The organism is Maritimibacter sp. DP1N21-5 (assembly GCF_019218295.1).
In the GTDB taxonomy this organism is placed as follows: Bacteria; Pseudomonadota; Alphaproteobacteria; order Rhodobacterales; family Rhodobacteraceae; genus Maritimibacter.
The window spans coordinates 1,014,377-1,026,980 of the sequence record NZ_JAHUZF010000006.1 but is presented as its reverse complement, the minus strand read 5'-3'; the positions used below and the strand labels follow the sequence as shown (position 1 = coordinate 1,026,980).

The 12,604-nt window shown below is 63.2% G+C and carries 12 protein-coding genes; 3 read left to right on the top strand and 9 right to left on the bottom strand.

Features of this window, described 5'->3' with window-relative positions:
- Positions 1-84 precede the first annotated feature (84 nt).
- Together rpsB and tsf are read left to right on the top strand one after the other, a co-directional pair.
- Positions 85-852, top strand: a complete 768-nt coding sequence (gene rpsB / locus KJP29_RS12720; RefSeq protein WP_218464945.1) for a 30S ribosomal protein S2 — start codon at positions 85-87, stop codon at positions 850-852.
- Positions 853-936: 84 nt separating this feature from the next.
- A complete protein-coding gene (tsf, locus tag KJP29_RS12715) occupies positions 937-1,812 on the top strand; it encodes a translation elongation factor Ts (RefSeq protein WP_218463913.1) in 876 nt (291 codons plus the stop codon).
- 352 nt (positions 1,813-2,164) lie between these two features.
- Here the strand turns inward: tsf and KJP29_RS12710 are convergent, their stop codons facing one another.
- The 8 genes from KJP29_RS12710 to KJP29_RS12675 all read right to left on the bottom strand — a co-directional run bounded on the left by KJP29_RS12710 (position 2,165) and on the right by KJP29_RS12675 (position 10,683).
- Entirely contained in the window at positions 2,165-2,992 is an 828-nt protein-coding gene (locus KJP29_RS12710; protein WP_218463912.1) for a LuxR family transcriptional regulator, read from the bottom strand.
- Positions 2,993-3,254: 262 nt separating this feature from the next.
- Positions 3,255-3,944: a phosphate regulon transcriptional regulator PhoB gene (gene phoB / locus KJP29_RS12705; RefSeq protein WP_218463911.1), complete on the bottom strand. Its 690-nt coding sequence runs from the start codon at positions 3,942-3,944 to the stop codon at positions 3,255-3,257.
- Positions 3,941-4,675: a phosphate signaling complex protein PhoU gene (gene phoU, locus KJP29_RS12700; protein ID WP_218463910.1), complete on the bottom strand. Its 735-nt coding sequence runs from the start codon at positions 4,673-4,675 to the stop codon at positions 3,941-3,943. The genes phoB and phoU overlap by 4 nt, the downstream gene beginning before the upstream one ends.
- 14 nt (positions 4,676-4,689) lie before the next feature.
- Entirely contained in the window at positions 4,690-5,448 is a 759-nt protein-coding gene (pstB, locus tag KJP29_RS12695) for a phosphate ABC transporter ATP-binding protein PstB (RefSeq protein WP_218464944.1), read from the bottom strand.
- Positions 5,449-5,524: 76 nt separating this feature from the next.
- Positions 5,525-6,880 carry a phosphate ABC transporter permease PstA gene (pstA, locus tag KJP29_RS12690; protein WP_218463909.1) on the bottom strand — a complete coding sequence of 452 codons (1,356 nt, stop codon included), beginning with the start codon at positions 6,878-6,880 and terminating at the stop codon, positions 5,525-5,527.
- Positions 6,877-8,346: a phosphate ABC transporter permease subunit PstC gene (gene pstC / locus KJP29_RS12685; protein ID WP_218463908.1), complete on the bottom strand. Its 1,470-nt coding sequence runs from the start codon at positions 8,344-8,346 to the stop codon at positions 6,877-6,879. Before pstC ends, pstA begins: the two co-directional genes overlap by 4 nt.
- A gap of 137 nt (positions 8,347-8,483) precedes the next feature.
- Positions 8,484-9,515: a substrate-binding domain-containing protein gene (locus KJP29_RS12680; RefSeq protein ID WP_218463907.1), complete on the bottom strand. Its 1,032-nt coding sequence runs from the start codon at positions 9,513-9,515 to the stop codon at positions 8,484-8,486.
- Between the two features lie 145 nt (positions 9,516-9,660).
- The gene (locus tag KJP29_RS12675) at positions 9,661-10,683 is read right to left on the bottom strand and encodes a cell wall metabolism sensor histidine kinase WalK (protein ID WP_218463906.1); all 1,023 of its coding nucleotides are present in this window, start codon (positions 10,681-10,683) and stop codon (positions 9,661-9,663) included.
- Between the two features lie 221 nt (positions 10,684-10,904).
- On the opposite strand from KJP29_RS12675, the gene KJP29_RS12670 reads away from it, so the two are divergent.
- Positions 10,905-11,309, top strand: a complete 405-nt coding sequence (locus KJP29_RS12670) for a hypothetical protein (RefSeq protein ID WP_218463905.1) — start codon at positions 10,905-10,907, stop codon at positions 11,307-11,309.
- A gap of 13 nt (positions 11,310-11,322) precedes the next feature.
- Here the strand turns inward: KJP29_RS12670 and KJP29_RS12665 are convergent, their stop codons facing one another.
- Positions 11,323-12,459, bottom strand: a complete 1,137-nt coding sequence (locus tag KJP29_RS12665; protein ID WP_218463904.1) for a DUF6456 domain-containing protein — start codon at positions 12,457-12,459, stop codon at positions 11,323-11,325.
- Positions 12,460-12,604 lie beyond the last annotated feature (145 nt).

Genomic DNA, 12,604 nt, shown 5'->3' with positions numbered 1-12,604 from the left:
CCCGCAAAGGTCCACCGGTTGGGACGGCCAGAAAAGGCCAACCCTGAAACCCCGCTCAGGCGCAAACCGGAAAGGAACATGGACATGGCGCTCCCCGAATTTTCCCTGCGTCAGCTCTTGGAAGCTGGCGTTCACTTTGGCCACCAGACTCAGCGTTGGAACCCCCGCATGGGCGAGTTCATCTACGGTGAGCGCAATGGCATTCACATCCTCGACCTGACCCAGACCGTGCCGATGCTCGATCAGGCGCTCAAGGTCATTCGTGACACCGTCGCCAAGAACGGCCGCATCCTCTTCGTCGGCACCAAGCGTCAGGCCCAGAAGCCGATCGCGGATGCCGCCGAGAAGTCGGCCCAGTACTACATGAACCATCGCTGGCTCGGTGGCACGCTGACCAACTGGCAGACCGTGTCGCAGTCGATCAACCGCCTCAAGGAAATCGACGAGAAGCTCGCCTCGGGCGCCGAAGGCCTCACCAAGCGTGAGCGTCTTTCGATGGAACGCGACCAGGCTAAGCTCCAGGCTTCGCTGGGCGGTATCCGTGAGATGGGCGGTCTTCCCGACCTCATCTTCATCATCGACGTGAACAAGGAAGACCTCGCGATCGCCGAAGCCCAGAAGCTCGGCATCCCGGTCGTCGCCGTCGTCGATACCAACTGCTCGCCCAAGGGTGTGGATTACATCATCCCCGGCAACGACGACGCCGCACGCGCCATCGCGCTCTACTGCGATCTCGCCGCACGCGCCGCGCTTGACGGCATGTCCGGTCAGCTCGAAGCCGCCGGCATCGACGTCGGCGCGCTCGAAGAGACGCTGAACGAAGAAGCCCTCGCCGAGGAAGCCGGCGCCTGAGGGCGTCGCCATTCATCGTCACACAGTTGATACCGGGGGCGTGTACCGCGCCCTCGGACCCATTCGATCAATAGGAGATCCAAGATGGCGATTACCGCTGCACAGGTAAAAGAACTCCGCGAGACTTCCGGCGCGGGCATGATGGACGCGAAAAAAGCGCTGACCGAAACGAACGGCGACATGGACGCCGCGATGGATTGGCTGCGCACCAAGGGTCTTGCCACTGCCGCCAAGAAATCGGGCCGCACCGCCGCCGAAGGCCTCGTCGCCGTCGCCGTGTCGGGTGGCAAGGGCGTCGCCGTCGAGGTGAACTCGGAAACCGACTTCGTCGCCAAGAACGCCGACTTCCAGGGCATGGTCGCGAAAATCGCCGCTGCCGCTCTGAACGTGGCCGACGTCGACGCGCTCAAAGACGCCTCGGTCGAAGGCAAGCCGGTGTCGGAAATGATCACCGACGCCATCGCCAAGATCGGCGAAAACATGGGCGTGCGCCGCATGGCCGCCGTGTCGGGTGAAACGGTCGTCTCCTATGTCCACAACGCCGCCGCGGACGGAATGGGCAAGATCGGCGTGCTCGTCGCGCTGAACGGTGGTTCGGAAGAGTTCGGCAAACAGGTCGCGATGCACGTCGCCGCTGCCAACCCGGCCTCGCTGTCGGAAGCCGACCTCGACCCGGCCGTGGTGGAAAAAGAGCGTCAGATCCAGATCGACATCGCGCGTGAATCCGGCAAGCCGGAAGCCGTGATCGAGAAGATGATCGAAGGCCGCATGAAGAAATTCCTGGGCGAAGTGACCCTGCTTGGCCAGAACTTCGTGATCAACCCCGACCTGACCGTGGCTGCCGCCGCGAAAGAGGCGGGCGCCGAGATCGTCGGCTACGTCCGCATGGAAGTGGGCGAAGGCATCGAGAAGGTCGAAGAAGACTTCGCGGCCGAAGTCGCGAAAGCGATGCAGGGCTGACCGCCTGAGGGACAGGGCCGGTCATGGCCGGCTCTCGTTGAACTTCGAACGGCGTGTCTCAGGATGCGCCGTTTTTCTTTGGGACACCTTGGCGAGCGCAAGCAGCGCCCGCACCCGCGCCACCATTTATCCCAACCTTTTCAGAAAGATGCGCGCAATTTCTTTGTCTTGAGGATTAAAGCGGGATGGAGCTTTCCCGTAATCGCGAGCGCCCCACCCCCGTTCCCAGGCAAAAGCCACCACTCACGGAACAGCTCAAACATCGGCGATTCACCGCCCATGATCCAGTAAGGTTTTCCTTACTGAGACTTTGACTCCTCACTGTTGCAGGCGCGCACTGCTCGGGGGCGTCCTAGCCGTCATGCGCCGGAACGGTCGCGAAGAGGCGGCGCATGCTGTCGCCGGCTTCCCGGTTGAGATCCATTTCGGTTCCCTCGGTCGCGCTGACATACATCTGGTTGAGGAAGGTCAGCTTGGCCACGGCCTGTGCCGTGGTGTCGACGACCAGCTTTTCACGGGCATTGCGCAGGTGTTTTTCCACCGTCGGAACCGACACGCCCATGATCGTGGCGACGTCCTGGTTCGATTTGCCGAGGGCGACCCATTCGAGCACCTCGAGCTGCCGCCGAGACAGTTTCGTACGCGCCGTGTCGATCGGCAGGGAGGCGATCTTGAGATGGGCGAGGTTACACTTCACCTCGATCTCCGGGCCATGTGCTGCCCAGGTCTCATCCAGATCCTTCTGGGTCAATCCGCGCATGCCGGTCAGCGCAAAGAGCGCGTAGGAACGCGGCGACGGGGTAGGGACCGCGATGGTGTATCCGGCTGTTACACCCATCGCGATGTTAAAGGCGACCACGTCACGCTCTTCTGGCCGAAGGTCCTCCGGCTTCGTCCAGAGCGCGCCCCAGGAACAGGATCCGACTTTGTTTTCCTGCACCCACCGCGTCAGCGGCGCATGCAGGAACATCCGGTCGCCGATGAAACGATTGAAATACTGCCGGTCGTGGCTGGTCAGGAACAGCGCATCTTCAAGCGCACCGACACCGTTGGGCGTCGCGAAGCGCGTGAAGCCATAGATCAGGCGGTCGAACCCATAGAGCGCCATTTCGCTCGACAGAAGGCTCCACACCTGCTGCAGCGACTTCGCTCTCACGAGAGGACCGGCGAATGCCAGCATCCCAACCCCTTCATTCCAAGATCGGCATGCGCCTCTGACGGGCACATCGCTGGTCGATCGTTCCCTTCATTCAAGGGCGCAGGGGCAGACTTGTCGAGACAAATCCTCCCCAAGTTGCAAATATCTTGCGGATTGCAACGCTTGCCGGTCGGTTGAGGGAATGCCCGATACCAAGCGTGAGCGCGGGTTTGCACGTCAATAAATTTTACATAATACTGATTATGCGACGGAGGCATGTGGCGAAGCCGCTATGCCCCGGAACCTACCCCAGCGCGTAGCCCGTGCCCCGCACCGTGCGCAGCGGATCCTCTCCACCGTCGCGGCACAGCGCCTTGCGTAATCGGCCCACGTGGACGTCAACCGTGCGCGTATCGACATAGACCTCGCGGCCCCAGACACGATCCAGAAGCTGTTCACGGCTCCACACGCGGCCCGGTTTTTCCATGAAGGTCGTCAGGAGCCGGAATTCCGTCGGCCCGAGCTTGATCGCGGCGCCATCGCGCGTGACACGATGGGTTTCGCCGTCGAGCACGATATCCTCGTATTCGAGCCGCTGCCCCACGCTGGCTGGCCGCGTGCGCCGAAGCTGGGTGCGGATGCGGGCCATGAGCTCCTGCACCGAGAACGGCTTGACCATATAGTCGTCCGCTCCGGTTTCGAGCCCGCGTACCCGGTCCAGCTCGTCCGACCGCGCCGAGAGCATGATGACCGGAATATCCACGCTCGACTTTCGGCTCTTCACGCGGCGGCAGATCTCGATCCCCGAGACACCCGGAAGCATCCAGTCGAGCAGGATCAGGTCCGGACCGATTTCCTCCACCAGCACCAGCGCGTCGTCGCCATTTTCGGCGATCGACACGTCATAGCCCTCGGACGCGAGGTTGTAGCGCAGGATCTCACGTTGGGCCGGCTCGTCTTCAACCAGCAAGACCAACGGTTTATCGGCGCTCATTCATCAGCCTCGTCAAGCGCTCCGTCCACTTTGTAGATCGACTGGTTGTCCTTGGGACGCGGGTCCCCGGGCATGGTACCTGTCGCGAGATAGATCACCTGGTCGGCGACCGAGGTGACGTGGTCCCCCATCCGCTCGATATTCTTGGCGATGAAATGGAGGTGCATGCAGGCCGTGATGTTGCGCGGGTCTTCCATCATGAATGTCAGGAACTCGCGGAAAAGCGCGTTGTACATCTGGTCGACTTCGAGGTCGCGGTGGCGCACGTCGTCGGCGAGTTTCGCGTCGCGACGGATATAGGCGTCGAGCCCGTCGTTGAGCATATGCTCCACTTCCCGCGCCATCCGCTTGATCGCGCTGGTGGCATCACCGATGGGCTGCATGTGGCTCAGGACCTCGGTCCGCTTGGCAAGGTTCTTGGCGTAGTCTCCGATCCGCTCCAGGTTGCCGGCAATCTTCATAACGGTCAGCACCGTGCGCAGATCGCTCGCGATCGGCTGGCGCATGGCGATGACCTGCGCGCAATGGGTGTTGATCAGGTCTTCGAGCTCGTCGATCTTCTGGTCTCCCTTGCGCACCTTTTCGGCAAGCTCCAGATCCCGCGCCTTGAGCGCCTGAGCGCTGTCCCGGATGGCGGCTTCGACGAGCCCGCCCATCTTCATCACGAGCGCCTGGATGCTTTCCAGATCCCGGTCGAAGGCCGAGGCGATGTGTTGGCTTTGTTCGCTCATAGTCTTCGTGCTCCTTACCCGATCCGGCCGGTGATATAGCTTTCCGTCCGGGGATCGGTCGGGTTCGTGAAAATCTGGTTCGTGTCGCCGTATTCGACGAGATGGCCCAGGTGGAAGAATGCCGTCTTCTGGCTCACCCGCGCGGCCTGCTGCATTGAGTGGGTGACGATGATGACCGAGTAGTTGGCTTTGAGTTCGTCGATCAGTTCCTCGACCTGCGCGGTCGCGATGGGGTCCAGAGCCGAGCACGGTTCGTCCATCAGGAGCACTTCCGGTTCGGTCGCCACGGCGCGCGCGATGCACAGGCGCTGCTGCTGCCCGCCTGAAAGCCCCGTCCCCGGCGCGTCGAGCCGATCCTTGACCTCGTTCCAGATCGCACCGCGGCGGAGCGATTTCTCCACGATCTCGTCCAGCTCGGCCTTGTTGCGGGCAAGCCCGTGAATGCGCGGGCCATAGGCCACGTTGTCGTAGATCGACTTGGGAAACGGGTTCGGCTTCTGGAACACCATGCCCACCTTGGCGCGTAGCTGCACCGGGTCGACCTTGGGATCGTAGATATCTTCGCCATCGAGCAGGATGTCACCCATCACCCGGCAGACGTCGATGGTGTCGTTCATCCGGTTGAGCGACCTGAGGAACGTCGACTTGCCGCAGCCCGAGGGACCGATGAAGGCGGTCACGGTCTTGTCGAGGATGTCCACATTCACGTCCTTGATGGCGTGGTTGTCGCCGTAATAGACCTGAACGTCGCGCGCCGAGAATTTGGTTTCCATCGCGTCCACCCCGATTTTTTCTTCGATATTGTCTTTCATCATAGGAACTCCCCGCTCCTTTTGTAATGGGGCGCGCTTACCAGCGGCGCTCGAACCGGCGGCGCAGGATCACCGCGATGATGTTCATGGTCATGAGGAAGATCAGCAGGATGATGATCCCGCCCCAGGCCCGTTCGTAATAGGCCGGATCGGCGCGTTTCGCCCATTCATAGATCTGGGCGGGCATCGCCGAGTTGGGGCTGAGGAACCCGTCCATGACGCCGTCCGGATAGTTCGAGGCGATGTAGCCCACCATCCCGATCAGGAGCAGCGGCGCGGTTTCGCCAAGCGCTTGGGCGAGGCCGATGATCGTCCCGGTGAGGATGCCGGGCATGGCGAGCGGCAGAACGTGGTGAAACACGGTCTGCGTCTTGGACGCCCCGATTCCCAGAGCGGCCTCCCGGATGGAGGGCGGCACCGCTTTGATTGCCGCGCGGGTGGAAATGATGATCGTCGGCAGTGTCATGAGCGTGAGGACGAGACCCCCGACCAGTGGCGCGGACTGCGGCAGGTGAACGAACTGGATGAATACGGCGAGGCCCAGGATCCCGAAGACGATCGAAGGCACCGCGGCGAGGTTCGAGATGTTCACCTCGATCAGGTCGGTGAAGCGGTTCTGCTTGGCGAACTCTTCGAGATAGATCGAGGCGGCGACACCGATGGGCAGCGAGAGCGCCAGCACGACGAACATCATGTAGAGGGACCCCAGCATGGAGACGCCGATCCCCGCCTGCTCCGGGCGGCTTTCCGACGCATCGGCCCCGGTGATGAAGCTCCAGTTGAAGCTCTTCGTGACCACGCCTTCATCCTGCAAAGCGTCGACGAGGTCGAGGTGCGCCGGGCTGATGCTCTTGTCGCGTTCGATGCTCTCGCGGGTTACACGCCCCTTGAGGTAGCCGTCGACGCGCGAACTGGCGAGTACCTTGAATTCATGGCTCGTGCCCACGAGGTCCGGGTTCGCGAGCACCTGATCGCGGACCTGCGCGGCAGCCGAGGCCGAGAGGAGCGCACCAAGGTCCTTGGCGCTTTCGAATGGGTTCTCGATCCCCTGCCCGGCCAACGCATCGGCCATCGCCTGGTCAATCAGCGGAGAATATCCAAAGGTCGAGACCTTCTTCATCTCATCGAGGTCCCGGGTCCCGGACTTGTCGAGCGTCTCTTCCGGCAGGTCGACATTCAGGACGATGAAGGTCTGCTGGAAGGCAGGAATGCCGCGCGAGATGATCGTGGTCAAGAGTGCCACGAGAAAGAACATCCCGATCGCGATGGCGATCATGCCATAGATGCGAAAGCGTTTCTCGGCGGCGTTGCGTTTCGTGGTCCGCGCATCCGGGCGCAGGATCGACGAACGGCTCGGGCCGGCGCCGATGTTGTCTGGCGTGATGTCGGTCATTCGTACTGTTCCCGGTATTTGCGCACGATGTAGAGCGCGAGGATGTTGAGGCAGAGCGTGACGACGAAGAGCGTCATTCCGAGCGAAAAGGCGACCAGCGCTTCGGGGCTCGCGAAGTCCGCGTCACCGGTGAGCTGGCTCACGATCTTGGCGGTGACCGTGGTCATCGCATCGAAGGGATTGAGGCTGAGGCGAGCGGCCGCCCCAGCGCCCAGGACCACGATCATGGTCTCGCCGATGGCGCGCGACGCGGCGAGGAGGATCGCCCCCACGATGCCCGGAAGCGCGGCCGGAAGCACGACTTTGCGGATCGTTTCGGACTGGGTCGCGCCGAGCCCATAGGACCCGTCACGCATCGCCTGCGGCACCGCGTTGATGATGTCGTCCGAGAGCGACGAGACAAAGGGGATGAGCATGATGCCCATCACGAGCCCCGCTGTCATGACCGCCGTCCCGCCCTGCATCCAGCCCAGGCTCAGGATGCCCCCTGCCCCGAACACCTCGAGCAGGAGCGGACCCACGGTCAGAAGCGCGAAGAGACCGTAGACGATGGTGGGAATACCGGCGAGCACCTCGAGCAGCGGCTTCGCGACAGAGCGCAGCTTGGGGCCGGCGTATTCCGACAGGTAGATCGCCGCGAAGAGCCCAATGGGCACGGCCACCGCAAGCGCGATGAGAGAGATGTAGAGCGTGCCCCAGAGGAGCGGCAGGATCCCAAGCTCCGATCCGCCGCCGAATGATGGCGCCCAGGTGGTGCCGAAGAAGAACTCGTCAGCCGGATAGAGCTGGAAGAACTTGATCGTGTTGAAGAGAAGCGACAGCACGATGCCGACCGTGGTCAGGATCGCGATCAGCGCCGCCGATATGAGAAGGATCAGGATGCCCTGCTCCACCCGGTTGCGCGCCCGCATCTCGCCGGTGGTCGAGCGATAGGCATAAAGGAAGCCGGCGACGGCTACGATCAGCACGAGCACCGTCATGATCCAATGGCCGGTGCTGTTCATCGCGCGGTAGCTTTGCGCGGCCTCGAGCACTTCGGGCGCCACGTCCGACCCGATCGCGACACCGACGCCAGCGAGCATCTCGCGCACGTTGGTCGTGCCGGCGTCGAGCGACGCGGCCTCTTCTGCGCTCACGACGCCCTGCTGAACGGCAAGCGAGAGGCCCTCTGCCACCCGGCTCACATCCGACATGATAAGGCTCAGGGCGCCGGTGTCATCGTACATGGTCTCGGGGACCATCCCCCTGACCTGCCCGGAGATCACCATCGGCTGGGCGACGACCCAGACGGCCAGGAGCAGGACAGCGGGAACGAAGGCGAGCATCGCCACATTCATTCCGTAGAAATTCGGCAGCGAGTGCAGCTTGCGCACGTCGTCCACGGAGGCCACGGCGCGGGCGCGTCCGAGGACGTAGCCGGCGACCGAAAGGGCGATGACGATGGCGAGGAGTATGAGGGGGGACATCGGCTTTCCGGCTTGAGGGCTTCGGGAAGGGCTCCCTCGGCCTGTCTTGGGATGTCAGTCGCGGAGATCGTCCCCGCGGGGAAGGTTTGGCGCGAGACTTCCGTCCCGCGCCAGACCCTTTCTAGAAACGCCGAACCTTAGTTCATCGTCTCTTCGTTCGCGATCATCGACTGGGTCGACGCCAGCTCGGGATCCGACACCAGGCCATATTGGGCGAGCGGGCCCGACGGACCGGCGATTTCGTCAGCCACGAAGAACTCGGCGAATTCCTTCAGGCCAGGGATCACGCCGATGTGGGCCTTCTTGATGTAGAAATAGAGCGGACGCGACACCGGGTAGTCGCCAGCGGCGATGGTCTCGGTCGTGGCTTCCACACCGCCCATGGTCGCGGTCTTCAGCTTGTCGGTATTGTTTTCGTAGAAGGCGAGGCCGAACACGCCGATCCCGTTCGGGGTCGCGTCGATGCGGGCGAGCGTCTCGGTGTAGTCGCCGTCGATGTCGACCGACTTGCCATCGGTGCGGACCGCCATGCAGGCGCCCTCGGCGTCGTCTTCGGACATGCCGGAGGCGATCATGGCTTCCATTGCGCCGGTGTCTTCACAGCCCTGCAGGAGGACTTTCTCTTCGAAGACTTCACGGGTGCCGTGCTTGGTGCCGGGGATGAAGGCCGCGATTTCGGCGTCCGGGAGGTCGGCGTTGAACTCGTTCCAGGTGGTATAGGGGTTGTCGACGAGCGCGCCGTCAACGACGACCTGCTCGGCCAGCGCGTTGTAGAGGTCGGCGGCTTCGAAGGCGGTGAAGGCCGGGCCGTCGATCTGGCTGGCGAAGACGATGCCGTCATAGCCGATGCGCACTTCGATGATGTCGGTCACGCCGGCGGCGGCACAGGCTTCGACTTCGCTGTCCTTGATGGCGCGCGAAGCATTGGCGATGTCGATGGTGTTCTCGCCCACGCCTTCGCAGAAGCGCTTGAGACCGGCCGAGGAGCCGCCCGATTCCACGACCGGGGTCGGGAAGTCGAAGTTTTCGCCGAAGGCTTCGGCGACGATCGAGGCATAGGGAAGCACGGTGGAGGACCCGGCCACCTGGACCTGATCACGGGCAACGGCCATTCCGGTGGTGGCGGCGGCGATCGCCAGGGTCGAGGCGGTCAGTTTCGCAAAAGACATCAGTTTCTCCTGTTTCGGTTCTGCGTCAGGAGCACGGGGTTTCCCGCGCTGTCCTGAGGCTGGGGCCTAAGGTGAGTCCACGATGGTTTTGCGACGAATTTGTAACAGTTCTGTAAAGCTTCTCAAAATGACGGGCCGCGACACGTCAGCTCTTGGGCAAGAGAACGCTGAAACGGCTGCCCTGCCCCACCTTGCTCTCGATCCGGAGCCGCCCGCGATGCCGGTTGACGATGTGCTTCACGATGGCAAGCCCGAGCCCGGTGCCGCCCATGCCGCGCGACCGGTGGCTGTCGATTCGGTAGAACCGTTCCGTCAGCCGCCCGAGATGACGCTCGTCGATGCCTTCGCCCCGGTCGGCCACCGTCACGATGATCCCGGGCCCCCGCAGACGTGGATCGCTGTCCACCGTTTCGACGCTGACGGTGACGATGCCGCCGCTGCCGCCGTATTTGATCGCGTTCTCGATCAGATTGGTGAAGACCTGGGTCATCTGGTCGGCGTCGGCGGGCAGGAATACGGGCGTTTCGGCCCCTTTCACGGTCAGTTCGACACCTTTCTCCGCGGCAAGCCCCCGAAGCGAGCGTGCGGCGCTTTCGACCAGTTCGGCGATGTCTTCGTCCTCGGTCGGGCGCAGCCGTTCGAGGTCCTCGACCTTGGCCAGAGACAGGAGGTCGTCCACGAGCCGGTTCATCCGTCGCGCTTCACGTTCCATGATCTCGAGAAACTGGTCGCGCGCCACGGCGTCATCGCGGGCCGGGCCGCGCAGGGTCTCGATGAAGCCGGAAATCGCGGTCAACGGCGTGCGCAGTTCGTGGCTCACGTTGGCCACGAATTCCGAACGCCTTTCCCCCGCCTCCGCAGTCGCGGTCTGATCCTGAAACGACAGCACCAGCCCGCCTTCGTAGGGCGCGATCCTCACTTCGAAGACGCGCTCCCGCTGGTTCGCGGCCACGGCGAGATGCTTGCCTGTGCCCGCAGAGCCCGTCGCCATGGCCCGTTCGATGGGATCGAGAAGCGCGGGCTGGCGAAAGACTGCGGCAGCGGGCCTCCCCAACGTTTCGCGCCCGAAGAGCGCGGATGCGCCATCGTTCAGAACGGTTACACGCATCGAACGGTCGATCACCGCACAGGGGATAGGCAGGGCCTTGACGAGGGTTTCAACGGTCATGGACGCCTCTTTCGCTACCCCGGGGAACGCGCTTTTTGCGGCGGAGAGTGTGTCGAAGGTCCGAGCGTGTAAAGCCCCGTCGCGAAACACACCGTGCCGAAATGTCGCTTGCCGCAGGGGAAAACTATTCTTTGCAAAAAATGGTTTATCCACTATCACCAAACGGCGTGACCGTCGGATCCGGACCGAACCAAGCAGAGATATCTCGTCTGGGGATCGGAATGGTAGAAGTTCGACGAAATTCGGCGGCGCTCAAGGCGCCGACCGCTGTGAAACCCCGGACTGCGGGGCTCAGGGTTCTGGCGATTGGCCCTGCACATCACCATCCGGGCGATGGTGTGGCGGTCATACCGGACACCCGTTTTCTCAGCTTTTCGGAGCTTTGCCCGGATGTGCTCGCGCAGTTCGAACCGGATGTGGTGATTTCCCCGCTCGTGACCAGCCAGTTCGACTGCCTCGAAGTGGCGCACAGACTGGCGCAGGCGGGATATCGTGGCCGATACCGCGCGCTGACGCCTCAGCTGCCGCGACCGGAGATGGTGCGCCGCGAGGTGCGCGCATCCTTTCCCGACATCGACTTCGACGTCGTCCTTGTCGGCTCCGGCGCCTTTTCCATGGCAAGCTGACCGCCCACATCGGTCAATAGATCAGGTCCTGTCCTTCATCACCCACGGCGGCGTAGTGACGGGCGAGCGTGCCGAGCGCGATCCGCAGGACGATCTTGCCCGAGCGCGCGGGATAGTCGAGCTTCTCCTCGATCGCCTCCATCCCGTCCTCATGGCAGCAAGACAGAATGACGGTCTCGGCAAGCTCCGGTCCAAGAGCCGCGAGGGCGCGATGCAGGCTTTCATGGGCGACGATGTGGCGAGGGGTTTTCATGACCAAGGCCCCCCTGCCCGGCGAGGCCGCGTTCGGCGCCACGGACTGGTAGCCGCCTGACAGCAACCGCCCAATGTCGTCCCCGATCGCGCCCCCTGCCCGCGCGATTTCATAGCTTTCGCGAAACCGCTCGGCCGCCTGCGTCATGGGCCGGTCGAGAAACGGCTCCCCGCAGGACCGCTTGCGTCGGGCGAGCACACGCAAAGGCGGTTCGGCCCCCACGCTGCGACCGCGCGTCTGCCCCGGCGGGCGCGGCTTTGAGCGATCCATCGCCTCGAGGCCGTCGGCGCGCCGCGTTTCCTCTTCCGCGATCAGGTGCTGGAGTTTCGTCCGCCCCGAGGGAGTGATCCGGTAGCGCGACAGACGACCGCTGACCTCCCCCGATATCCATTCGTTGAGCGCAAGCAGCTCGGCGACTTCGCGCGGCACCACGGCCTTGCGCACAGGCCGGTCGGGGTCATCGGCGGCGCGGCCCAGGACAGCCGCATCCTCGACCCCCTCCGCAATCACCAGCATCGCCCCCGGATCGGCCAGCGCGCGCAGGGAACGGCGCATGTCGCGGTCCAGTTTTTCGTCATCCAGGTCCGTGGTGCGTTGGGACAAGGTCCGGCCCTCTGTCTTGAGGGAGGGATGACCGTTGCCGGCCCCGTTTCGCCATTTTGCACCAAGGGAATTGAGCGCCCGATCCGTGAGGGGATCGTCACGCTGGCCTTCGGTCCGCCGCACTTTCCGCATCACGGTCGAAGCGTGGCATCCGTCCCGCTCGGCGAGCGCCCTGAGGCTCGTCCCGCCTTCCACATGCGCCAGATAGGTTACCACGCGATCCGGCACCCAGACGGGAGACAGCGCCGGCATTTGCCGGCCGTCGCCACCGTGGAAATCCGCATCTTTGGGCATGGGACCCTCCTGTGTCGAAACGTTTCCCCCCGAAGGTGAAAACAACTTTAAGGCGAGTCGTTCGGTTTGTGCAATGCTCTGTACCAATTGCAACATTGGCTCATCCGAATGCTCTATAAACACAATGGAAACAGTTTGTTAACCA

Bases quoted from the DNA above. Each gene is read 5' to 3' on its own strand.
- rpsB (WP_218464945.1), top strand. From the start codon at position 85: ATGGCGCTCCCCGAATTTTCCCTGCGTCAGCTCTTGGAAGCTGGCGTT.
- tsf (WP_218463913.1), top strand. From the start codon at position 937: ATGGCGATTACCGCTGCACAGGTAAAAGAACTCCGCGAGACTTCCGGC.
- KJP29_RS12710 (WP_218463912.1), bottom strand. From the start codon at position 2,992: ATGCTGGCATTCGCCGGTCCTCTCGTGAGAGCGAAGTCGCTGCAGCAG.
- phoB (WP_218463911.1), bottom strand. From the start codon at position 3,944: ATGAGCGCCGATAAACCGTTGGTCTTGCTGGTTGAAGACGAGCCGGCC.
- phoU (WP_218463910.1), bottom strand. From the start codon at position 4,675: ATGAGCGAACAAAGCCAACACATCGCCTCGGCCTTCGACCGGGATCTG.
- pstB (WP_218464944.1), bottom strand. From the start codon at position 5,448: ATGGAAACCAAATTCTCGGCGCGCGACGTTCAGGTCTATTACGGCGAC.
- pstA (WP_218463909.1), bottom strand. From the start codon at position 6,880: ATGACCGACATCACGCCAGACAACATCGGCGCCGGCCCGAGCCGTTCG.
- pstC (WP_218463908.1), bottom strand. From the start codon at position 8,346: ATGTCCCCCCTCATACTCCTCGCCATCGTCATCGCCCTTTCGGTCGCC.
- KJP29_RS12680 (WP_218463907.1), bottom strand. From the start codon at position 9,515: ATGTCTTTTGCGAAACTGACCGCCTCGACCCTGGCGATCGCCGCCGCC.
- KJP29_RS12675 (WP_218463906.1), bottom strand. From the start codon at position 10,683: ATGACCGTTGAAACCCTCGTCAAGGCCCTGCCTATCCCCTGTGCGGTG.
- KJP29_RS12670 (WP_218463905.1), top strand. From the start codon at position 10,905: ATGGTAGAAGTTCGACGAAATTCGGCGGCGCTCAAGGCGCCGACCGCT.
- KJP29_RS12665 (WP_218463904.1), bottom strand. From the start codon at position 12,459: ATGCCCAAAGATGCGGATTTCCACGGTGGCGACGGCCGGCAAATGCCG.